General features: G+C 61.7%; 17 protein-coding genes. 4 read left to right on the top strand and 13 right to left on the bottom strand.

The window, feature by feature from the left end:
- Positions 1-29: 29 nt before the first annotated feature.
- Together HNO83_RS15200 and HNO83_RS15195 are read right to left on the bottom strand one after the other, a co-directional pair.
- Entirely contained in the window at positions 30-959 is a 930-nt protein-coding gene (locus tag HNO83_RS15200) for a hypothetical protein (protein ID WP_175338368.1), read from the bottom strand.
- 134 nt (positions 960-1,093) lie between these two features.
- Positions 1,094-1,486 carry a hypothetical protein gene (locus HNO83_RS15195; RefSeq protein WP_175338367.1) on the bottom strand — a complete coding sequence of 131 codons (393 nt, stop codon included), beginning with the start codon at positions 1,484-1,486 and terminating at the stop codon, positions 1,094-1,096.
- 153 nt (positions 1,487-1,639) lie between these two features.
- Between HNO83_RS15195 and HNO83_RS15190 the strand changes: the two genes are divergently transcribed.
- Positions 1,640-2,101 (top strand): pyridoxamine 5'-phosphate oxidase family protein, encoded by a 462-nt coding sequence (locus HNO83_RS15190; RefSeq protein WP_175338366.1) that lies wholly within the window; start codon positions 1,640-1,642, stop codon positions 2,099-2,101.
- Between the two features lie 10 nt (positions 2,102-2,111).
- Here the strand turns inward: HNO83_RS15190 and HNO83_RS15185 are convergent, their stop codons facing one another.
- The 6 genes from HNO83_RS15185 to HNO83_RS15160 form a co-directional block, all read right to left on the bottom strand.
- The gene (locus HNO83_RS15185) at positions 2,112-2,471 is read right to left on the bottom strand and encodes an ACT domain-containing protein (RefSeq protein WP_175338365.1); all 360 of its coding nucleotides are present in this window, start codon (positions 2,469-2,471) and stop codon (positions 2,112-2,114) included.
- 68 nt (positions 2,472-2,539) lie between these two features.
- Entirely contained in the window at positions 2,540-2,767 is a 228-nt protein-coding gene (locus tag HNO83_RS15180) for an RNA-binding S4 domain-containing protein (protein ID WP_175338364.1), read from the bottom strand.
- A 392-nt stretch (positions 2,768-3,159) separates the two neighbouring features.
- Positions 3,160-4,083, bottom strand: a complete 924-nt coding sequence (locus HNO83_RS15175) for a DHH family phosphoesterase (protein WP_175338363.1) — start codon at positions 4,081-4,083, stop codon at positions 3,160-3,162.
- Positions 4,080-5,861, bottom strand: coding sequence for a PEP/pyruvate-binding domain-containing protein (locus HNO83_RS15170; protein WP_249776772.1), 1,782 nt, complete (start codon positions 5,859-5,861; stop codon positions 4,080-4,082). The genes HNO83_RS15175 and HNO83_RS15170 overlap by 4 nt, the downstream gene beginning before the upstream one ends.
- A gap of 65 nt (positions 5,862-5,926) precedes the next feature.
- Complete coding sequence (locus tag HNO83_RS15165; protein WP_175338361.1) at positions 5,927-6,484, bottom strand: adenylyltransferase/cytidyltransferase family protein; 558 nt, start codon at positions 6,482-6,484, stop codon at positions 5,927-5,929.
- Positions 6,485-6,527: 43 nt separating this feature from the next.
- Positions 6,528-7,883 carry a hypothetical protein gene (locus HNO83_RS15160; RefSeq protein ID WP_175338360.1) on the bottom strand — a complete coding sequence of 452 codons (1,356 nt, stop codon included), beginning with the start codon at positions 7,881-7,883 and terminating at the stop codon, positions 6,528-6,530.
- A gap of 481 nt (positions 7,884-8,364) precedes the next feature.
- Here HNO83_RS15160 and HNO83_RS15155 point away from each other — a divergent pair, with 481 nt between their 5' ends.
- On the top strand, positions 8,365-8,613 hold the full coding sequence (locus tag HNO83_RS15155; protein WP_175338359.1) for a hypothetical protein: 249 nt from the start codon (positions 8,365-8,367) through the stop codon (positions 8,611-8,613).
- A 187-nt stretch (positions 8,614-8,800) separates the two neighbouring features.
- Here HNO83_RS15155 and HNO83_RS15150 read toward each other — a convergent pair whose 3' ends face one another.
- From HNO83_RS15150 to HNO83_RS15130, 5 genes are all read right to left on the bottom strand, one after another.
- Complete coding sequence (locus tag HNO83_RS15150; protein WP_175338358.1) at positions 8,801-11,593, bottom strand: class I SAM-dependent DNA methyltransferase; 2,793 nt, start codon at positions 11,591-11,593, stop codon at positions 8,801-8,803.
- Positions 11,593-14,862 (bottom strand): helicase-related protein, encoded by a 3,270-nt coding sequence (locus tag HNO83_RS15145; RefSeq protein WP_349627236.1) that lies wholly within the window; start codon positions 14,860-14,862, stop codon positions 11,593-11,595. Before HNO83_RS15145 ends, HNO83_RS15150 begins: the two co-directional genes overlap by 1 nt.
- Before the next feature lie 1,437 nt (positions 14,863-16,299).
- A complete protein-coding gene (locus HNO83_RS15140; protein ID WP_175338357.1) occupies positions 16,300-17,475 on the bottom strand; it encodes a hypothetical protein in 1,176 nt (391 codons plus the stop codon).
- Positions 17,472-18,320, bottom strand: coding sequence for a serine/threonine protein kinase (locus HNO83_RS15135; RefSeq protein ID WP_175338356.1), 849 nt, complete (start codon positions 18,318-18,320; stop codon positions 17,472-17,474). The genes HNO83_RS15140 and HNO83_RS15135 overlap by 4 nt, the downstream gene beginning before the upstream one ends.
- 484 nt (positions 18,321-18,804) lie before the next feature.
- Positions 18,805-19,521 (bottom strand): DUF5067 domain-containing protein, encoded by a 717-nt coding sequence (locus tag HNO83_RS15130; protein ID WP_217499109.1) that lies wholly within the window; start codon positions 19,519-19,521, stop codon positions 18,805-18,807.
- Positions 19,522-20,165: 644 nt separating this feature from the next.
- Between HNO83_RS15130 and HNO83_RS15125 the strand changes: the two genes are divergently transcribed.
- Positions 20,166-20,330 carry a hypothetical protein gene (locus HNO83_RS15125; protein WP_175338355.1) on the top strand — a complete coding sequence of 55 codons (165 nt, stop codon included), beginning with the start codon at positions 20,166-20,168 and terminating at the stop codon, positions 20,328-20,330.
- Positions 20,331-20,653: 323 nt separating this feature from the next.
- Positions 20,654-23,386: an AAA family ATPase gene (locus tag HNO83_RS15120; protein WP_349627234.1), complete on the top strand. Its 2,733-nt coding sequence runs from the start codon at positions 20,654-20,656 to the stop codon at positions 23,384-23,386.
- Positions 23,387-23,393 lie beyond the last annotated feature (7 nt).

Raw genomic sequence — 23,393 nt, 5'->3', positions numbered from 1 at the left:
CGCGTCCGAGCGGAATGCATCACGAATCTTCACTTGCAGTACCCTCCCGAATAACCGATGGTTCCGATGACCCCAGGGCCTACGAGAAGCTGCGCGCAGCGCTTCTCGTTGAAGTAGATGCGCTGCGTGTTCACGATGATAGACGCCGCATTGAGACCGCACAGAGCAGCGCCCGCGGCACTCGTGTATCGCCCGACCCAGCCACACACGGTTGCCATGCCCGTGAGTGTCGTTGCAGTCTTCGTCTCGGCGCGGGTGAGCTTGACCGAGGGCAGGATGCCGTGCCAGGCGAACTGCGGGTCAGCCACGACCGGAAACGCTGTCGTGGACGTGAAGTCCACCACCTGAGTCAGCGTGCTGCCACTCAGTTCGTAATGAGTCGGGACCTGCGCGCCGTTGGCGTCCTTCGCCCAAGGGGCAGAGACATACGCCACCGCGTTGCTCTCGGCATTGACTATGAAGTAGCCCTCCCCCGCCTGGACGATCTGGCCTCCCGCCGGAAGGGTGAGGTCGTAGGTGTAGCGCTTCGGCGCAGTCGCAGCAGAGATGACGGCGTTGACCTGCAGCGAGCCGTCCTTGGTCACAACCGGGACCGTCGTCGAGCCGTTGTTGTTGTCGTAGGAGACGACGCCCTTCTTCTCTGCTGCCGCGTCGTCAGCCTTCGCGGCAAACGGAAGCGAAACGGTGAGGTCGCCAGCGCTCGTACCGAGGGAGATTCCCGAGGACGGGTCAATGGGAACAGTGACGTCGGCGCCGGCCACGGTTGCGGAAATAGCGTTTTCGCCTGTCTCCTTCGTGGTCACCGTTGCGGCATTGTTTGCCGTTGACGGCGTCGCGCTGGTGACGGCGCCGAGCGGATCGTCCGTCGCGGTATCCGCTAGCGCACGAGACGCCCCGAGCAGCCCCATGGTCAGCGCGGCCGACGCGGCGAGAGCGATTCCCCCCATGTACTTCTTCATCTGCATTGTGTAGCAACTTTCGTCGTTGAGACCAATGGCGTAGACAGCAGTTCGCAACCCCTCTGGAGCGAACTCAAGTCGGCGACCCCCGGAAGCCCGAAGCTACCAGCGTGAGGTCTAGTACTCAAGACTTTTTACCGAAGTACCAATATACTATCTGCTTCTGTGTCCCGGGAGTTCGCGCTGTGCCCCTGGCCCTCGATCACGACACCGAAGATCTGCGGAAGCATGGTCGCCATAGAGCCGAGCCGACGCCCGAGGCGCGCGGGAATCCGCGACCCTCCCATGAGCAGGGCCGGCGACGCGATCGCGGTGTCGGCGGACAGACGGTTCCCGGGGTCGGCGATGGCCTTGGCGTCGGCGACCTGCCACGGGGCAAGCCTGCGCATGAGCGACACCATCACCCGGATGAGCACGCCGAAAGAGCGCACCTGGCGTTCGTCGCCGGCGGCGTGCTGTCGCTGGCGGTCATCGCGCTGGCGCTGCTGGTGCGGAAGCCGGCCGCGGTGCCGGCGCACTGAATCCACCCGTCTCGTCTCTTCGGAGGTCATCATGGAACGCACAACCGTCGCCCGAACCATCCGGACGCTGTTCGCCCGCCCGTCGGGCCGCCCGGTTCCGTCGCCGGCCCACGCGCCGCTGGGCGCCCCGCATCACTGATTTTCTTTGAGGAGGTCGCCATGACCGATCGCGCCACCATCGACCGCATCCTGACCGCGAACCGCTACTGCGTGCTGGCCACCGCCGATGCCTCGGGACGCCCGTGGGCGACGCCCGTGTTCTTCGCCCCGCTCGGCGGCGACCGGCTGTGCTGGGTGTCCGGCGCGGACGCGCGGCACTCCCGGAACATCGCGTCCCGCTCGTCGGTCGCCGTGACGGTCTTCGACTCGACGGTCCCGGTGGGGAGCGCGGAGGCGGCGTACTTCGACGCGACGGCCTCCCGCGTCCCGGCGGACGAGGTGGATGCGGCCCTGCGTGCGCTCAACGACCGTCTCCCGTCCGGTCGTGCGCTCTCACCGGCCGACGTCAACGCGGGAGGCCCGATGGACGTCTACCAGGCACGGATCCTGCACCGGTACGTGCTGGTTCGCGGCGGCGACCCGGAGCACGGCAACGTGCTGGACATGTCGCTGGAAGTGTGAGGCCGGGCCGTCAGCTGATGGCGTGGCCGGCGCCGCGGAGCAGCTGCGTGGCGTCCGCGAAGCGGTCCTGCGGCACGAGGACGATGTCGCCGTCGTAGCTCGCGGCCGTCCACACCGGCACACCGCCCGCCGCGAGCGACGCGACGATCGCGGCGAGCATGCCCGTCGCCTCCGGCGGATGCGCGGCGTCGCCGTTCCAGAGGGCGACCCAGGTGTCGGCGGTGGCGGAGTCGTCGCGCCGCATCCGGGCGCCGCCGTCGGGGCCGTGGACGGTGGCGAGCACGTCGGTCTGCGGGGCAGCGGTGGTCAGACGCTCGAGGACGTAGTGGCCGTCGAGGATGCGGAGGGTCTGGTGGTCGGCTGCGGACATGGGGCAGGGTCTCATCGATTGCGGGCGGTGTCCAGGGCCTGCCGCTGGGGCACGCCCCGTCGGGCGACCTACGCAGAGACGCGGACGCTGCGCCCCTCGAACGTCACGACGTCGCCGAGCTGCAGCTGCCGTCCGCGCCGGCGATCGACCTCGCCGTTCACGGTGACGTAGCCGTCGATGATGGCTTCCTTGACGTTGCCGCCCGAGTCGAGGAGCCCGGCGAACTTTAGGAACTGCCCGAGGCGGATGCCCTCACCGCCGATCGGGATGTCTTCGATGTGGGCGGAGTTCGTCATGCCGGAATGGTAGCCCACCGCGAGCAGCCGATCATTCCCGTCGCCATCCCAACCGTCGGTGAGGGCGCCGTCAGAGCCTCTGGAGCGCCCTGGCGACCGTCGTGCACGTCGGCGTCCCCTGGAGGGACTCGAAAACTGCGACCACCATCTAGTCCCTACCAGCAAGGGTCCGAAAACCGCGGAATTCCGCGCTTTTTGACCTCAGGAGATGACCGCGATCACACAGGAACTCGCTCGATTGTGGGCAAATTGTGGGCAAATCTTCTTCCTTGAATCCGGTGAGAGAGTCGACGACCCAGTCAATGGTGAAGATCCGTAGTCAGAATGGTTCTATTGCGTTTAGCCAGTCTTCAACGCTTAGTCAGGGTCTGGAATGAATGGCTGCGTCGATCTCAGCCTTGCAACGCGGGGATTACGTGGGTCTTGCGGAGTGCGATGTAGGGAAGCTTAAAAACGAATTCGCTCTGCGAGGAAGGGTGTAGCGCGGCGACTAGCTTGCCAACTTCTGAATTCGTGACAAAGAGAGTCGTCGTGCCCTCCTCCGTGTCTACCAAGCTGAGCAAGGCCGAAATGGCACCGCGGCTAGATGCCAGCGCCTCGAGTTCTTGTCGGAGCTCAGGTCGATGAATCAGGACCCGAGCGCCGTGTGCTTCTATCTGCGCTACCGCAACCTTGCCCAAACTGGAGTCGATAACTTTTACGTCGTGTTCTACCGCTTCACGAGTTGAGGCGGAGAGAATTTGCGCGCGCCATTCTCTCATCGAGGCAAGAAGAGGATCAAGTTCGATGCCTTGCGCCAAGCGACGGACCAAGCCGAAAACTTTCATGTCGCGAGCGCTTGTCGATGGTGCGGTGAAATCGAGTGTGTTCGATGCGATTGCGCATGCAACTAGGCCTGCGTGATGCGCCGAAATAGCTGGTAGCGGCGACGCCGGCCGGAGAAGCACGTGTTCGACCACCAAGGTCGTCGCGGCACCGACCTTCTCGTTTTGTACGACGGCATTGGGAAACGCCTCGGGATGCCCGTCCGGGTGATGGTCGATTACCTGTATGACGTCTTCGGGCCGGACAAAGCTGGGCAGCTGAGCGGGATGGTGGCAATCCACAAGAACGAAGTTTGCGGGGTTTGTGACCGGCTGTAGGAAATCGCCAAGGTCGGACTGCAGTCTCAAAGCGCCGAGAACGCCGAGCGTTTCGGCATTGAGACGGCCGGCAAACCTCAACGAGGCGGCCGGCATGAGGTAGCCGGCGACCAGGATCGCCGACGCTACGCCGTCTAGATCCGGATTGACATACGAGGTGACTATCGTCGTCAATTTGCACTCACTTCCGCCGGGGTGACAGGGTCCTTCTTTGAGGTATCGAGCCGCCATCGGCCGCCTGAAGAGGTAAGACGATCGAGTACCTCGGGACTCGCAATCAGTCCCGCAATACCCCGCTCTCGCATGACCACGGCGAGGTGAGACAGTAGCGATGCCTGCTCGAACACGAAGCCGCTGGACGGATGACAGGTCCTAACGAGGGTGAGAAGTTCCACAGAAGCCCGCCGTGCGACATAAATGGAGGACTCGGTGGAAACCTTTCGACTAGGGGACACACCGTCGTGCAAATGGGAATCTAGATCGATCAGCGACGGCGCGACTCGGAGATCGACAACCGTCCCTACAGCTGACCCAGACGAGACTATCCCTCGCTCAATTTCGACCGAAGACATCCGACCACCCTTATCGTCGCTTTCGGCAATATCAATCATGTAGGGGGCCAAACGGCCGGGGACTCCAAGCAGGCCAAATTCGATCGCCGCGCTGGGTCGCTCGTTGATAAGTGGAACGAGAGTACTTACGGTTCTCTCCAGGTCGATGTCCGAGACATCTAGCTGTTCGAACGGCGGTGACTCAACTACAACGTGCCCGTTCACGAACTGATACGCCTTGGACTGCAAGGGCCGCGAGCGCAACAACACCTCGCCTTGCTCGTTGAGTACAAACGTGCATGTCTCTACGTATCCTTTGGGCACGAAGTGCCCAACGGCGAGCTCGATCAGATAGCCCTCACGCGTGCGCCGCAGGATGCCGGTGGCATAGGCATACAACAGTTCTTGCTCGATGACACACGAAAGCGGGCTCGCTTCGAGACCCGTTGCTAGGACGCGTTCTACCGCACCGACAGCGAAGTTCGGATCGGGATACTGACGTATCGCATATCGTTCGCATCCGCGCAAAGCTAGCTCTACATCCATAGGGCGGTCCATCGAGAACTTTCGTACGATGCGTCCATTCACGCGGCGCGGATGAAGCAGGACGACGCTACGGCCCGACGACTCCTCGCTCGGCACCATCTCCGGTATCGACGGACGGCTATCGCCGCGGGTGGCCACCACCGCGCGCGCTCGTGACATAGGAATATGCAACCTTACGGCATCGCGACGGAGGGATATCTTGTTATGGCTTTTCACGGGGCCCGGAAGGCTATCGAACGCTTGAGCACGGTCGAGGTCGACGCATAAGGCTGGCCCGATCACGACCGGCCTCACTTGAAGAAGCAACAATGCTCCATCAGAATCAATCGTCCACTCGACGTCGACTGGACTGTCGAGAATGCCATCGAGTGCAATCACCGCGTGCACTAGCTCGGTTAGTAACTCGGCGGAAAGGGGCCAGTCACCCGAGGCGATTGCCCCATCGATGCGACGAACCTCGAGCTCGCACGCTTTCGCGGTACCGTCAACGAGCCCCACACCCAACCCAGCTACCCAAGAGATCGTTATGAGCTCAGGGTCGAGCGTGATCGGATGACATGAAAACGCCACACCCGACAGAATGGGCGCTTCGACCATTTCCTGGATAACAACACCCATCGGCATTTCGTTGTCTCCGCTTGCCCTGACGCTGTGGACGGCGATCCTGACGGCATCTTCCCCGTCGACGTTCAACACCGTCGTAAACCGGCCTGCGTGAGATTCAGACGTATCGTCTTCGCCGAATCCAGAACTTCTAACCGCTAAGACTGTTTGCTCATCGAATGGCAGACCGTGCAGGTCCTCCTCGGGATCGATCGCGATCGCGTGCGGTACAGCAAACCCGCCGACGAGCATAAGGCTCAAGTAGTGCGCTTTCCAACCATACTTGGCGGGATCGGCTAGGCCCTCTGATAGGTCGATCATGACTTCGCCGCCACTGCACTTTCGAGCTCATTCTCGACGATGTAGTCCGCTACCCCGGTGGGTACCAGATGTCGCCAGGGTTGCCCTGACCGCATCGCCGCTCTAATTTCGGTCCCAGACGTCAGGCGCTGATCGTGCGTTCGTCGCCACAAGGTGGTAGTGGTGTAACCGAGCGCGGTAATCTCGCGCGCCTTTTGGTCGCCCCAGTCGTCGTAAATGGTGACAAAGAACTCAGATGTCCTGGGGGACGGGAGGTACGACGATAAGCGTTTCGGATCGGTAATGGGAGCAGCCATCAAACAGAAGTCTTGACGCGCCCAGCCCAGCTCAATCAAGCCCTGCTCGATCATTAGGTGGCGATCGATGTATGTGAAGGGGTTGCTCGCTGTTTCCGACCTCTTCGAGTCGCTCTCCACGATCAAAGAAGGGCTTGGGTCAGGATTGGTGATGCCAATGAAGAGGCGAACGCATCGAGCGCGGGCCGCATCCAGGTATTCAACATGCCCGAGGTGTAGCGGTTGAAACCGCCCAAGCACGATGCCGTTCTGTACCATTCCAGTTCCTCCCAAGATCCAGAGTTTCGCCAGTTGCTTGTAACTAGAGCACCTTCGCGCTTAGCCACCGTTCCTCGAAGTAGAGCCGGAAGGCGTCTGCGAGCGGGTATGGCGCGAGGGGGTCAAGCAGCACGTGCGGAGCTTCCCAGCCGAGCTTGCTCGTGGCATAGCGTTCTCCCTCAAGCGCGTAAGGCGAGAAACTGACCACATCGTCGTCGATAACCACGATGCGGAAGGCCGGCAGAGAGTTCACTACCCGCACCTCGAAGGACGGGTGCCGCGATGCGAGGTCGCGCAGATGAGGAACCGACTCCTTGCTCAGACGACCCCCGCGTAATTGCAATAGCTCTTTGTACGCGTCCCCATCTGGGTCGATTATCATAAATCGCACGTCGCCTGGCTCGTCGCGTTCTCCGTCTAGGCGAATCAGCATTTCATCGAATTCGCTTCGGAGGCCAGGCTCCATAACCCACTTTGACGCCAAGATCCCTGAGAAGTAGAGCCGACGAGTGGTTCGTGCGATGCATTCCGCTGGTTCCACCTCCGCACCGCGTAGCGCGAGTGTCGAATCGGTCGTGATCCCGAGCAGTCGAGCGATTTCGTGAAGATGATCCTCAACCTTGATCCCGGATTCCAGCGGCTCGCTGAGCGGCCGTGCCCTGTGCGGCGCCCAAGGAGTGTTGGGCAGGCTCGAAACTCTCGGAGCCAGCTCCGACAGTTCATCCGGAAAATCTATGCGTTCTTGCTCATAGAATCTCCGTACCAACTCCCACGCATTGCGATGCTGGCGAATGTCCTGGGACATTTTGGCCGCGCGGAGGAGGCGTGGAAAAACCTCTTCATCCGGATCGCGGTTGCGAGCTATTTTGAGCAAGTCAGCAAGTACGCGGCGACCCGTTTGACGATCCGGCGCCAAAGTCATTCTGCAATCCGCGAGCAAAAGCTGCACCGAGCTCCAACGTTCCATCCACTCGGACACCACGTCGTCGAGTGCGATCGCCCATTGCACATACTGGTCCGGCACGTCATCGATGCTGAAGCCCGAAAGACCCATGGCCGGATTGCCCGCATACAGTCGCTCAATCCGCTCGAGGCCCGGCATGATCCGCCCTGCAGTCTCTGGGCTCAAAGCCGCTGAATCTGGATATTCATGCGCGACCTCGCTGTGGATGGATTTGATGAGCGCGGCATCGTTGCCTTCGCGATCACCGGCGAACCAGACGTGCCCGTTGGCTCGCGGCACGAGAGCGTCGTCCCCGAAGGAGCGACGTAGTTGCGCCAAGTACTGGCCAAATCCCGAGGTCGCAATTCCCATGACAGCAGCAGCACCTTCGACCGGAACTCGCGGGTCCGGATCGAGCAACAGAATCCGCAGGAGTACGCCGGCCCGCTCCTTCACGTCTACCTCCACGCCAGCCCGGTTCAGGACGGTGGGGCTGCTAGTGCAAATCTTTATCACTGGAGCCTCCCAAATCTTTTTCGTGTACCTGGGTCGGGGTCTACCCAGACGCTACGACCGGCGAATGAAGGACTTGTGAAACGCCGGTGAAACGTGAGAATACCTCAAATTAGTGGTACCACTGCTCCGCCATCGCAGATACCCGAGATCGTCCACGGCCGGATGTTCGACTGGGGCTCTAGGTTCGACAAGTCGCGTCGGACTCACGTTGAGGAGGGACGCCATGTTGACAAGCAGAGAGCGGCCGGACTTGGCCGATCGGAACCCACCCTGCCGCGCATCAGAGTTCGGGGTTGAACACCTCGACTGCGGGAGGGCCGCACGCAAGTTGCCGTGCCGCACTTCGAATAAGGGAGCTGCACGGGAGCCCGATGCGGTCCGAAAGCGCCTCTCCATCTCGATCAACCGACTGGCATCATGCTTGGCCATCTTCGTGGCCTTGGTGGGTGCCGCCGGCTTCATCGTGATGCTGTTGAGCGCGCATTACGCTGAAGCCATCGGATTGTTCGTTCTTGTGGTTGGGGCCCTCATCGGATTCGTCGCCCTGAACTTGCTGCTTGTTAAGGACGGACGCGTCGACATCCGGGCCAGCAAGGACGAGTTTCGCGCACGAGTCAAGACAATCAAGGGGACCCCACGTCGCCAGGCGGGGCGCCGTGCGCGCGACTAAATCCACTCCCGGCTGCAACATCTTTCGCAATTGACATGGGCGCAGGTATCGGAAGCTTTAGGCGTGGCGCTGAGCCACGTGACGCCGAACGTTTGGTGCATTTCGACGAGCGTGGGACCCGCACTCGACTTCGCGCGCGGCTCAGCTTGACGCACTCCTCAGCGAACCGCTACCGCGCCGCCAGATTTCATCCAGTCGAGCGACGTCTGCGGGGGAGGGCCGACCTCGTCCCTGGTTGAGCTGAGATCGAGCGCAAGAGGCCAGCCTCGTGCGACCGGTGAAGTTCGAGAAGATGATCGACCCGCTCGCTGACGCTAGAGAAGCCCCCGGTCCTATAGAGCTCGTCGACGAACGCATCGAGTTCGGCGTGGGCCAACCGCAGATCGCCGGGCATGGTGCTCGAAGCATAGAGCCACTCAAGCGTCTGCTCGTGATTGTCGCGCGTCTCAAGGACTGCTCGACCTAGCTTGTCCAACGTGTCTAGCGCTGCCGAATCAGTCGTTGGAAACACGAAGTTGTTGTAGATCACGTCCTTCGAATAACGGTAATCGCTCTTGAGGCGACCACCTACGGCGCGGACCCAGTCCATATGCATTCGACTAGTCAGCACCGCGAAGTCCGCTATATCGGCGTCTTCAATAACGAGGCATGAGTTCGACGCCACCACCCCAGCGCCGAAGAATCCCATCGGTATGTAGTCCCGTCGCTCCGACGAGGTGCTCGGGATCAGCAGGAACGTTCGGTCCGGACGCTGGGTGATTTGGGCAAAGAGGTGTGGGATTAGTGCAAGCTTGGGTCGCGATGAGGTTGCCCGTATGCGCTCATTCGCATCAACCCGCGCGGCGACTGGTGGAACAGCTCGCCACTCCTCCTCCGGCACGCCATCGAGCCAAAGGCAGAACCGTGGACGGTCCCGGATGAACTCCCGCGAACCATATAGCGGAAGCACCCACGAAGTAGCCTGCGGATAGTCGGCAAGAAGTCTGACGCGCTCCTCGGGCGACAGGATAAGCGATCCTTCGTCGGCCGGCATGTTGCCAAAAGCCATTTCAGCGCGACCTGAGATCTGGGATTGACGGTTGCCGACGGCATACTCGATTCCCTCTAGGAGGTAGGGGCTGATACTCCCCACCTTGCTCTCTGCGGGCTCGCCTCGTCCCCGCGTATACGAAAACAAGCGCTTAATGGCGGAGTCCTCGGAGGAGAAGCCAATAATCACACAGTGCACAGCTGCCGCGTCGGGCGACTCGTTATCCCACTCGAACGTCTGGTGTGCAAAGTTAATGTGCATGCCACCGTCGTAGAGCCGTCGCCAAATGATCGCCGGCTGCTCGCCTTGCGCAACCGAATTGGTTGACACCAGGGCACACTTGATTGTGGGGTTCTGGCTCATTATGCGGCCAGCCTTCAGATACCATCCGGCCACGTAGTCCAGGAATCCAGCTTCTCGAATTCCGTGGGCAACGGCTCGAAGCTCCGCCTTCTGGGCGGCGCTCATGGTCCGCGAACCGTTGAACGGCGGGTTGCCCACAATATAGGCCAGGTCCGCTGCGGGAACGACGACGTTCCAATCAGTCGATAGGGCGCTACCGAGGTGGATTTTGGGCGCGATTTGGATCGGGAGCCGGTCTGGAGCGAGCCCAAAATCTTCCGCCATGCGCTGGTTCGCCAAGTGGTCAACCAGAAGCATCGCAGTTTCTGCGATACGCGCGGGCCATTCCTCGATCTCGATCCCATAGAAGTGGTCGAGCGTGACTTTCAAATCACCAGTGACGTCGAACGACAATTGGGCGTAGTCGCGACCCTTTGCTTGGAGATTCAGCTCACGCTGACGAAGGAGAAGTTCCAGCTCGAGTGCGCGGAGCTCGCGGTACGCGACGATCAAAAAGTTGCCGCATCCACACGCAGGATCAAGCACTCGGATCTTTGCCAAGTCATTGTGAAGCCGCGTTAACTGTCCGTGGTCGTTCCACGAGCGCTCTAACCGATCCCGCAAACTGTCCATGAAGAGCGGGTTGATCGTCCTGAGAATGTTCGTCTCGGTTGTGTAGTGCTCACCTCCGCCTCGTCGATCAGACCGCGTCTTGACCGTCTGGAACATCGATCCGAAAACGGCCGGCGAGATCACCGACCAATCGAATTTGCCGGCCTCGATCAACTCGTCTCGGAAGGCTGGGGTGAGAACTCCCATCACGAAGTTGTCAGCGAAAAGACCGCCGTTGACGTAACGGAACTCGCGGACTACTTCGGGTAGCTCAGGGCGTCGATGCTGGTGGCTGAGTGCCTCAAACAACCCAGAGAGATCTCCGGCAAGTGTTTCGGGGGTCGTGTAGTCGACGAGGAACGCCTGGAACTTGTCAGGGCTCCCCGTTTGCTTCCACATACCCGAGTCGTCGGCGAAATAGAGAAAGAGGAGGCGGGCAAGAAGCAGTGTGGCGTTGTGTTGGTCCCAACCGGCGGACTCGAGCTCAGCATACAGAGTGCTCATGAGTCGCGCCGCCTGAGCAGCGGTCGTCTCAGCCTCGCGGTCGAACGCCCCGCGCATGCGAGCGAGAAGGTCAACCAGCGTGATCTCCTCATCGAAGCCGATCGAGATGGCTTCGAGCTGACGCACGAGCCGAGCGTCGCTGTCTCCCACCCGGTGTTCGTGGAGCACTAGCTTGGCGTTGGCCCCGCCCATCTGCGCGCGCCTCGGCCAGCGCCATGCCTGGTTGTGTTCGTCGGCGAAGATGACAAGACGTTCGAGACTCTTGGCGCCGACCGCCTGATCTATCTGCCGCTGAACGGAGCGAGTGGGCACGCCGTCGTGGAACCAGACGCGGAGGCCCTTGAACCCCGCGACCTGAGTCAGCGTGTGAACACCGTCGTCCGCTTCGACGCCGAGTTCGGCTTGGTCGGGGTTGCTCCAACCAAGGTGATCAACGAAGAGATCACGGAACTCGCGCCGATCGACGAGGCCTAGGTGCGCTGCGCTCTGCACTAGTGATTCACTCCCATAGTGCTAACGATCCGGATCGAGTCGTTTCCCGAACGACGCTCGATGACAAGCTTGTCTTCACGAGCCAACGCAGTGACGCGGTTTGCGAGTTCATCGTCCGAGGCTCCGTTCCGGATGGCATTCCGAAGTCGACGGTCGGATTCGTTCGTGAGCGGGTGCTGGTACAGCAGGTCGAGCGCTGCTGATGCTTCGGGTCCGAACTCGAAGAGGCTCTCGCCTAGGCGCTTCCAGATCTGGCGACGGACGCCCCGCAGGCGTCCGGCAGCGGTGGGCGGGTTCGCCAGTGGGCCCCTAACCAGCGCTCCAACCAACTCGTCGTGATTCGCGATCCGGTCCGCGGACGGCTCATCGGGCGTGCTCTCGAACAACCGAAGCGTCTCGAAGCCTGTTAGCAGCCGGGTCTCGCCGTCGACGGTCGTCCAACCGAATCCGTCGAGTCCGGCCTCGGTGCGCACGTAGCAGGCCACCCCGTCTTCTGTGTCCGTGACGCGCTTCGATCTCGTGGCGTCCACCAAATCCGGCAGCCGCCGTGCGCGCTCGGCAGCCTCCGGAGTTTGCTGCAGCGCATTGCTCCAATACTGGAAAGCGAGGCTGGCGGCGTCGATTTCCTCGACATCCTCCGCTTCGTCTAACGTGCCGTCATACAGATCTGTGATTGTCCGGACTTCATCTTCGGAGCCGAAGAAAGCCTCGTCCGAACCGAACGCTTGTGCGTTCTGCTGAAGTCGGTCCGCGATGCGCTGACGAAGCGACAGCACGTTATTCAGCGAGCCATGGAAGATCGAGTAAATCAGAACTTCGGGTGACGCCTGGCCGACGCGGTCAACTCGTCCCGCGCGTTGAATGAGGCGCACGATCGCCCAGGGAAGGTCGTAATTGACGACGATGTGAGCGTCTTGAAGGTTTTGCCCCTCGCTGAGAACGTCGGTCGAAATGAGTACCCGGAGCTCGTCGCCGGCCGTATCCGCATCAGGCTTGCCACGCAATTTATTGGATTCGGGGGAAAAGAGCCGAGCGAGCTTCGTTGGATCTTCGTCGTCTCCCGTAGCAGAATCGACCGCGTCGACACCCATCGAGCGTAGCGCCGCGGCAACGTAGTTTGCGGTGTCCTTATACTCGGTGAACACCAAAACCTTCTCGTCCGGGTGCTGCTCCGTGACAAGCTGCGCCAGCGCCGCGAGTTTCGAATCGCGACTTACCTCCCATGGCCCGTAGGCGTCTAGCAGTGCAGACAACGCCTCTGTATCGGCAAGCAGGGCGTCTCGCAGCGATGTCTTAAATAGCTCTGGTCGCACCCAGGTGATGTAGCCGGGGGCTGCATCTACCAGAGATTTGTAGCGCTGCGCCACCGCATCGCCAAGACGTTCGGTGTCGTCGACCTCATGCTCCACGATGTCGTCGTCCTCGAGCAGGTCGGCTTCCTGGATAGTGCCGATCGGCAGCGGAAGTCCGTTGTCGATTGCGTAGAGGAACAACTCATTACGAGCAACGTGGCGCCGCAAAGACAGGATGAAGGCGTAGCCGCCAGAAGACAGCCGCTTATACAGAGTGGTGCGCACGAACCCTGCTACCTGCCCGCGGGCTCGACGCAAATTATCAACCAATTGCTTGTCCTCATCGGACCACTCCGACTTGTGCGTCTCGTCCACGTATGCGATCAGCGAGTACCGCGGCAGGACTAGGTCCTGGAGAGTGTTTAAGGTGTTGTCGCTGACCATGAGGGCGGCCGGGTCGTCGCCCTCGAACGGGTGATCGATTGGAAGGGGAATCCGCTCGGGAAAGCGAAACTTCGTCCCGTCGGCAAATCGCAGGAACTTCGACCCATCCTCGTCCGTGTCCGAATAGTTGTTCTTGATGAACGAGCGCGTCCGCCGCACGAGGTGTTCGCTCATGAGGCGTTTCCAGTCGTCCGGGTCATCGGAGCGCTTGAACGCTTGCAACGTCGTGATCTTGCCGTCGACTCGGTCGGCCAGCCTCGGGTCCGCCGCGAGCGCGTTGACAGGCGAGATACCCAGGTCGTCATCGGGTTGGATGAAGAGCCCGAGCTGGTTGGCCACGTCTTCGAAGCGCCGGTTGTAGGGCGTCGCAGTCAGCAAAAGCGCCTTCGCTCCGACGCGGTCCAGGTACTCAAGGACCGCCTGATAGTCGCGGCGCTTGTCGTTTCGAAGCGTGTGCGACTCATCAACAATGACAAATCGGTAACGGCTAATGGCCGGTAACACGGTGTGCGCCTCGGTGTAGGACACGACCCTGCCGGGCACCTCGTACGCGTCGAAATAGTCCTCCCACATCTGCTTGAGGTTCTTTGGGCAGACGACGAGCGGGAGGTAGCCGTGTTCCTCGCGGAGCATCAGCGCAACGGCGACCGCCGTAATGGTCTTTCCGAGCCCGACTACGTCGCCTAACATGGTCCCACCCCGCGTAACGATGCGTCGGGCAAGGGTGCGCACGGCGGTTGCCTGGTATTCAAGCAGCTCGGACTGCACCTCAATCGGTACTGAATACTCCTCCTGGCCTTCGCGGACGTCCCGGGAGAGGTCGTAGCAGAGCTTGAGAAAGACCTCGTAAGGCGACTTCGGGTGCACCGATGCCCATGATTCGTCGAGCAGTGCGAGCAGATCCGCGGTGACGACTCGGCTGTGCGCATCGTTCCAGCGTGCTTCAAACCATGTCGCGAGATCCTTGCCGCCCCCGAATGCGTCCGGCACGTCAACGTTCAGTTCTAGGTTGGCATTCAGGCCCGACGGCGTCAGGTTGCTGCTGCCGACGAATCCCATAATGGGCGAATTGAGATCCTGCCGGTGGAAGATGAATGTCTTTCCGTGGAGTGGCCGCCGTGTGAAGACCTTGACCTCTACCCTTCCTGACTCCAAATGTTCGCGGAGCGCACCGAGGGTTCTACGGTCTTCCGCAGACGGTGCGCCTCGCATGAGCTGGACCCGGAGGTGCTCGAGAAGTTGGGCTTTTCGCTCCTTTGATACTTGAGCGTCCGCGTCAGGGCGCGGCTGGCCGTCGACGGTTGCTTGGAGCTGGTCGAGGGTCTCCTGCTCGGGACCGGCGAACACCATTCCGATCAGGATGCGAGCAACGGGTCCGTTCGTTACTTGCTTCGCGGCAACAATTTCATCGAACTCATTCCAGCCACGGAGATTGAAGTAACCGACCGCGACGTCCATGCGATCGAAGTCGCGCAGCGTCGCCTGCAGGTGTTCTCCCAGGCGGAGCTCGATGTTGTCGAAGATCCGGGTCACGGCGCTCCCTCGTCGCTTCCCGGTCCTCCAGGAAGATAGTTGTCCTCAGCCTACCGAGCCACACAGGCAAGGGACATGTCACCCTAAACACGGCGCGGCGAACTCTCCCCGCCCGTCCTCTCCGCGCTCGCGCCATGCATGTCGCCGCCACTCAGCGGCTGCTAGCCCGGATGGATGCACCTGCGGCAGGCGCGAAATGAGCAGGTACTCTCTCACCCGCTTGCGGTCGGACGCGTCGTACGCTCCGGCAACGAGGTTGCGGACGACGTCATCACGTTTCACGAGCGGCTTGGCATCGACTCGAGCCGATCCGCTCTCAAGGCAAAGCCGTGGCTGCCCGCCGCCAGGGACGCCAACGACGACGCAATCGAGATCGGTCGCCGTTCTGTCGAGGCAGTGCGGCAATTCGGCGCGACCGTGACGCCGAGCCGAAGACGAGCCGGATGCGGCATCAGGATCCGATAGTGTCAGCGACGAATCCCAGCTCGGGGGCGCGGAAAGCCGGTCGCCCGATGGCACTGATGATCGGTCCCATCGGGCGCAGCTATCGACCTAGTCGTCGCACTCGTCGTCCGATGCTTCCCGTCGCCTGAGCTATACGACAGCAGCCACAAAGTACTTAAGTTGAATAGTGATGGCAGGCCGCTGCGTGGCCCGCTACATCAGTTGCGGGCAGCCACGTGAGACTCACAATTTGGATTCGGCTACGCTTGGAGGGGTGAGCGAGAAGGCCAAATGACAAACGCTCTCCACATCGAAACATCTACCCCGCGCCCTGGCAAGCGATTTGAGCCTACGCACGAGCGGCGACTGCATGAGGCCGCATTGGCTGCTGCGGAGTCGCTCCATGGTGCGCAGCGGGGCCTAGTTGTCGTTCCTGAATTCGCCGGGTCCTTGGGAGTGCCGGACTTCACTGCCTATGTCGGGCCTGTCACGAGTCTCAGGGCGCGACAGTCGCTCGGGGTGCCACCCGTTGTCAGTGACATTGACGCCGGTATCCTCTCCGTCGCCCTCATCAACCGCGGCCGCAACGTAAACGCGCTCGCGTCTGCGCTGGGTTGGCCGACCCAGACGGTGGCAGGACGGATTAGACGTTTAGTCGCTTCTGGCGCTCTCATAGAACGAAGCCCGGGTAGCTTTATCCGCCCGGCGGAACTTGCGGTACAGGGACGGCTGTACGCAATTGAAACTAAGCTTCAGGACTGGCGAAAGGCGCTCCGCCAAGCTCGCACATACCGTACCTGGGCAGATGCCTACGTACTCGTAATGAGTGACATCTCGAATCGAGGCTCCAACGCTCTGCTCGCTGAGGTGAACCAAGATCGCGGCGGTCTCGTGGTCGATGGCAGATGGCTCGCGCGCCCGCGAATCGAGCCACCGGTGGGATGGCGACGTTTCCAAGCTTCCGAAATGTTCTCCTCAGCGACCAAGGCAGGATTAGGCGGTCCAACCTTCACTTAGTGCATACATTCGAAGGCCCTGCTGGTAGGGGAAGATCCACCTACTTGAAGCATCGCGGATGCCAGTGGAGGTCTGTAGCGCGGCCCAATTGACCGCCGCGGCGGTGTACATGGCGTCCAAATCCCTGAAACGCTGTTCATACGTCGCGGCGCCTTCTACTCGGCTGATCGCGAACTGGAGTTGGGCGACGTGGTGCAGGTACGCATCTTTGGCCCCGGGGGCGGACGGCAGTCCACCCAGACGAGTCGCCAGCGCAGGGTCTTGGCGCGACAACAGTGCCCCATCTGACTTGCCCAGCGAGCCAAGCAGCCCTGCGAGCGTTGGCCTTTCAAGCCACCCACCCATCTGTTGCTCGCCGGGAACCGGAACGGGCCTTGGACCGTAGTCGCTATACGCAACGACACGTTGACGCTTGTCCCACCCGGTACCGACGGAATAAGCCCCCGCCGCCACAGCTGGAAGGGCCGCGAAGTCTCCATGCGAAATGTGGACTGGCGCGTACTCACTCAAGGCTCTTACGGTACGAGCCACACCGAATACTTCATCTGCCGTCACCGCCGGCGGAAGGTCATTGCTCGGTTGAACGAAGGAGATGAACCATCCGCTCGGCTGCAATGCGGCAAGCGCTCCCACGTGCGCGTCTAAATCGCCGGCATCGCTCCAAAAGCTCGATGTGCCAGCGATAGTCAAGTAGGTATCGGGCTCCAAATCCATCGCAGCCTTGGCCGTGTCGAGAGCGAGAGTGCTCAAATTATTCAGGCCCGAAGGCAGCAGCGGAGCCGGAGCCAGATGCAACGCACCGACCTCATTCTGCAAACGAAAGACACGACGAACGTGTTCACGCCTATATGAGTCAAGCGTCAGATCGCCCTGCGGGCCGCCCCAGAGTGGATACTCGCGGTAGTAGCGGTAATCACCAACTCCAGTCATCTGGAGGACATGAGTCATCGGATCAAACCAGTATGGTATGCCGGAGTCCCGAAGCTCTTCCGTTCGCTTACCGATGCCCGGCTTCAGGCCCGGGCCACCCCGATGAACGTATGGCGAGGCCCACGGCGTCAACACCGCTCCAGAGGCGGTTCCGTTTTGCACGGCCTCGCCGATCCACCCCGCCAAGTTCGCACGTGGACTGTCTTCAATGAGTGTTGTCACGGGGTTCCGATCAATGCGTTGCGGAGCGCCGCGGCATCAAGAAATCGCCGAGCCGGCTGCGGGTGTAGCGCGCGCATGACAACGCCCGCTTGATTAGCGCTGAGATCCGACCGCAACGTCTGGAGCGGTGTCACCGCGGCCCTGCGCACCCGTTCCACGTACTCAAAATCGTCGCCCGCATATGGAATTGGGAGTACCCCAGTGAGCGCTCTATACATCAGATTGCCAACCTGAAAGACATCCGACATCTTCATAGGTCCCCCGCTGTAACTATTCAGATGTTCTGGCGACAGGAATCCGGGAGTTCCCGGCTGCCCGGCGACGGTCACTCCCGACAAAAGCGTATGTCGTGCAAACCCGAAATCCAGAACCTTGTAACTGCCGTCGCCCAGCCGCCGAATGTTGTTTGCGCTGAGGTCGCGGTGAATTACGGAACGTTTATGCGCTTCGGCAAGACCATTACAGACGTCGATCCCCATCGACCGTGTGGCATCCCAACTCCATGGGTCCGCGCCAACGATCGCCCCGAAGTCGTCGCCATCGAGGTATTCCTCAACCCACGCAGCACCGTGCGGCGGGTTTCCCAATTCAACGAGCTCTGACGTCACCAAGACTACATTCGCGTTTGCGATCGAACGAAGCAACGAAACTTCGCGTTCGGCGCGCTTCAGCGCTTCGTCTGTGGCGAAATCCACCGCGATCACCTCAAGTACCTGACGTTCCCCATTTGCGGCGTCTACCAGTCGCACGGCCTTCTGCCCGCCGACTGCCCCGATCGGACCGAGGTCCTTCAAGCCGAGCGCCTGAACGGCTTCCTGGATAAGAACGTCGTTAGGAACCGTCATGCGTCGAATCTAGCGATGGGATCGAGCGGGGGAACCGACCGGATCTGCCCCACTTCGGGGGCCTCGGTCGCGCGCTGGAGCGTCGCAGTTGGTTGCTGTCTTGTGCATCCGTTTCCGTATCTTGTGGCCGGTCAGCCATCGGCAACAGATTCCTGGCGCAATGCCAAGAGACGAGCGGGAAGGGAGAGAGGGGCCTGAACGGAAATCGAGGAGGCGAAACGAGAAGAACGCGTTGAGGACGAATGTGGGAGGACACGACCAGGCAAACAGACGAAGGAGGTACTAAGAGCGAATGTACTAAGAGCGAATGTACTAAGAGCGAATGCACGTAGGCACTCAAGTGAAACGGCCAGCATCACCCCAGAGGTAACCGAAGCAACTTCGCCCCCTAATCGGGAGTTTCCAGCTGTGCTCAGAGTAAACGAAGCAGCCCCCGCCATGCTGGCGGGAGCTGCTTCACATCGTTGAGACGGCTGACCGACCTCTATTGAACGGCGTAGCTGAGCTTGCCGATCGTCGTCATGCCGAGGTCGTCGGACGCAACTAGATCCACGGGGGTTGTCGTGTCCGTGAGCTCGTAGGCGACCGCGTTCTGCACCGTGCCGCCGCTCTTGATGTCTTCCAGCTGGGTGTCGAGGAACGTCTGGTCAGGCAGCGAGCCCACCTCGAGCTTGTTCACCGCGTTCGGATTGTTGTCCTGAATGGCGGTGATCGTGCCAATCCAAGCGGTCGTCGGATCGAGCTTCTTGTCCGTCAGATTCGTGACTGAGTACCAGAATGCAAGGACCGGCTTGGTGCCGTACTCGTTACCAGGGGCCCCGACCGGGATCACCTTGTGGTCGGTAATCGTAATCTTCATGTTCGACGTGGTCAACACCCCGTTAGCGAACGAACTCGAGCTGTCGGCTTGCTTATCCGTCGAGCTGGAAGTGCTGGGCGACGCAGAGGCCAGGGGCACCTTCTCTTCGCTGAGCGCAGACGCCGCGCCGACGAACACCGCCGTGTAGACGACCACCAGGATGATCGAGAGGACCAAACCGAGACCCGACAGAATAACGCCGGCAATGGCCGCCTTGCGCGGACGGAACTTGATAACCAGACCGACGATTCCGAGGATTACCCCCGCGATACCTGTGACGATGGTGATGTAGTTGAGGAACGGAATCGCGAAGCCCACCATGGTGACGATTCCGAGAATCATCGAGGCGATCCCGAAGCCGTTGCCCGAGGCCGGCGGTTGAGGAGCTCGAGGGTCTTGCGGGATGGTTGGTACCTGGGGTGACAGATTCTCGGACAGAGTAACTCCTGGGTCGGGTGCGGTTGACGCAGCGGGCTTCTGGTCGCCCGGGCGCAGGCAAGAGGTTACTGGACGTTCGGTATTTTCGCGGCCCCGCAAACGAGGGGTATCGTCACCTCACTAGCGCGGTGCAGCGGCCCGTGCACCAGGCGGTAAAGGTGCGTCAGCTACAAGCGGTCCACAACGAGCGACCGGGGCACAAGTACATCCGGGCGTCTCTCGTCGAAGACACCGCCAGCGGCGCGGTTTCAGGGTTGAGGGCCTTTCCGCCGCCCGATCGTAGCTTCCTCCCGGTGCTGCGTGCCGGGCTTTCGCGGCGTATCCTCCTCCGCTTCGCTCCCCCGGTACTCCACGGACCCGGCACTGCGCACCTCCCACTCGCTCTCGATCACCCGCCGGAAAGGCACTCAAAGACGATCGACCCGAGAGGGGATGGGTGGGATGCGGGTATTCATCATCGACACCAGCAATATGCCCCAGAACTGCGAGGCGGACTCATCGGGGTGGAAGGGTCCTCGAACCCGACTGCCGCTGAGAAGCAGGAATGCGTGGAGACCGTCAGCCACTATGTGGCGGATGGGTGGGCGATCGCCGCCGACCCGCACACCTACATCGGATGGCTGGCCGCACTCACCGCCGAAACAGCGTGCGTGCCCTTCGTGAATCTGGCCCGGCTCGCCGCGCATCCGTGGTTCCAAAGGGAATCGGCTTAGCCCTCGGTATCACCCGGCAGGGGCCTCTGCTCGGGCCGGACCCAACTGATTTCGGTTTTGCGCGTCAAAACCGGCGTGGAAACACAACGTGTAGGTATGAGGGCATTCAATCCGGAGGCAGTACCGCAACGCAGATCGCCAGCGTGCCGGGTGCGGCCGGTCGCCGCCGTTCCCGGAGGGCGCGGCTTCGGGGAAAAGCAGCAGCGCGCGCCAAATGCGCGCCAAACCCATCGCCGAACCGGAAGTAATAAGTAGAGGGCAGTTTCCGACAGGACGAGACTGCCTGGTTTCGGAAGTCCAGAAACCACGCGTGAGGGAGGTGAGTGCGGGTGCGAGGCGGAGTAGCCAGATGGAAGCGGGGACAGCAGTCCCACGGGGTCAAGCAAGCGGTCAACTACGCCTTCTCCGGGGTCTGTGACGCCACCCTCACCGCCAAGACCGCCGACGGCGTGATCGCGGCCGCCGGCTACGCCGACGCCGTCATGACGCGGTACATCGTCGAGAACGGGGCGATCCGCGACGACCTGCTTACCCGCTCCCAGTTGAAGGAATGGGTCGACGGACTCGACCCGCTTACCGGGGAACGCCGGGGCCGCGACCTCGAGTCGCCCGTCGCGGACCTGATCTTGGATGCGACGATCAACGCCCCGAAGTCGTTCTCGATCGTCGCCATGCTCGACGCCGACCTGGCCGCCGCGTACGAAGATCTCCAAGACCGGCTCCGCGACCGGATTATCAAGCTGTGGCAGTCCGAGCTCAACGCTCGCCGCGGCAAGGGCGGATCCATCTGGGAGAACCTTGCCCGGGTCGAGGTCGTCGAGCTACGCCACGAACGTTCCCGTTCCTTGGACCCGCATAAGCACCGCCACCTCTGGCTGAATGTCAAAGTGCAAGGCCAAGACGGCAAATGGTCCAACATCGACACGAGGGTGGCCTTGCGGTTTCAGAACGTCATCAATGCCGAAGGCGACCTCGCCTCCCGCACCGACCCAGCATGGATCGGCGCTCTCGCTGCTAAGGGGTTCACCCTCAACGAGGACGGAGAGATCACCCAGCTCCAGCACCTCGTGCGACCGCTGTCGAAGCGGTCCGCGCAGATCGAGGCCAACAAGATTGCCCGCACCGCTTGGTGGAGGCGGCAGCACCCCGGGCAGGAACCTTCCCACGATGTGCTCAGCCAGATCGACCACTGGGCGTGGGCGGTCGGCCGACCCAACAAGCCGGGCGAGTTGAACGAAGACGACTGGGCCGCCCTCGTCCGCAAGGAACTGCATTCCGCCGACCCGACCATTGGAAGGCAGCATTCTCCTGCGACACTGAGTCCTCTTGCCGTCGAGGAACTCGACATCGGATTGCTGGCAGCCAAGGCCGTTGTCGACGCGGATGCCCGCTCAACCGGCAGCGGTGGTCGCTTCAGCGCGATGGATGTGCGGGCGGGTGCGCTCCGGGCGATCGCCGCCACCGGCGTTGTCGCCGAGCGGGACGTCCTCGCGAATCTCGCTGAGGAAGTCGTGGCGCGCTCGCACACGGTGACACTGATCTCCGAGCCGGACGTCCCGAAGCACGTCAAGCACCTGATGGCCGTCACCACCGCCACATTGAAAGCCACCCTCGCTCAGAAGGTCGACGCGTTCTCCGAGCCGGGGCAGACCCTGGACACGGATGAGGTCGCCGCGATCGGACGGGCGATTGAGCCCGATCGGACGCTCGATGAAGCCCAGCTGGCTGGCGCGGCCGCGATCGGCGGCACGTCTCGCAACGTCGTTATCTCCGGCCCCGCCGGCACCGGAAAGACCACGATGCTCAAAGTGGCCGGCGCAGCGCTTCGGCGGCGCGGCCACAAGATGATCATCGTCGCGCCAACTAAGAAGGCTTCGTCTGTCGCCGGACGCGAAACAATGAGCGCATCATCGTCGCTCCACCAGCTTCTCCACGAGTTCGGATGGCGTTGGGCGACTACCGCATCCGGCGCAACCGAGTGGCGGCGACTCTCGATTGGCGAGGTCGACCCGCCCACGGGCGGCAGCTATCGCGGCCCCCGCACCCGCATCGACCCTGGTGATCGCATTGTCGTGGACGAGGCTGGCATGCTGGACCTCGAGGCGGCGTCTGCGCTTTGCGACATCGTCCGCGCCACCGGCGCGGGAGTTGCGCTCGTGGGTGACCAGTATCAAGCCTTGCCAGTCGGGCACTCGGGGGCCATGGCGCTGTTCTGGCACCGGTCATCGCGGCGCATTGAGCTCACGACTACTCACCGCTTCAACGATGAGACGTGGGCAGCCATGACGCTTCGGCTCCGGCACCCGTACAGCGAGGACCAAAGTCGAGACATCGCTGAGGCCCTCGTTCAAACAGACCATATCGTGATGGCCGATAGCGACGTCGCCGCACGCGAAACGATGGTCGAAGGATGGTTTGAGGCTCTGCAGTGCCGGGAGACAATCGCGTTGGTGACAGCGACTCACAGTGAAGCGCAGGAGATCAGCGAGGCTATACAACGCCGACGCATTGAGGCCGGGGCAATTCACACTAGCCAAACACTTAGTGGACAATCCGGCCAGGCGATCTTCGTTGGTGACGTGGTCCAGACCCGACGCAACGACAGCGCTTCGGACGTGCAAAACCGCCAGAACTGGGTCGTGAAGACGATCGCCAAGGACCACGTGATCCTGGCCGCGAGCACCGACACAACCGATTTGAGGAAGGTCAGCCTCGACTACGCTGCGTCGCACATCCACCTCGCCTATGCCACAACCGTCTACGGCGTTCAGGGTGAGACGACTGACCGCGCCCTTGTCGGACCCGGAGTGGACGCAGCCGGACTTTACGTCGGTCTGACTCGAGGCAAGCAGCACAACACGGCGGTGCTAGTGGCTGCCGACGCGGACTCGGCCAAGGCGCAGCTGGTCGAGATGATGCAACGCCAGCCGACGGAAGAGACCATGAGGAAATCGCGGGCGGCGGCTCAGGTCGAGCTTCGGCGGGCTGCTCGGTCGTCTGCCGAACCGATAACCGCGGTGACCGAAACCCAACTCACCGCGATTGGCCTCCAATGACCGGGTC

Origin of the sequence: Leifsonia sp. C5G2 (assembly GCF_013359685.1) — a bacterium.
In the GTDB taxonomy this organism is placed as follows: Bacteria; Actinomycetota; Actinomycetes; order Actinomycetales; family Microbacteriaceae; genus Leifsonia.
This window is presented reverse-complemented; position numbering and strand designations above follow the sequence as displayed.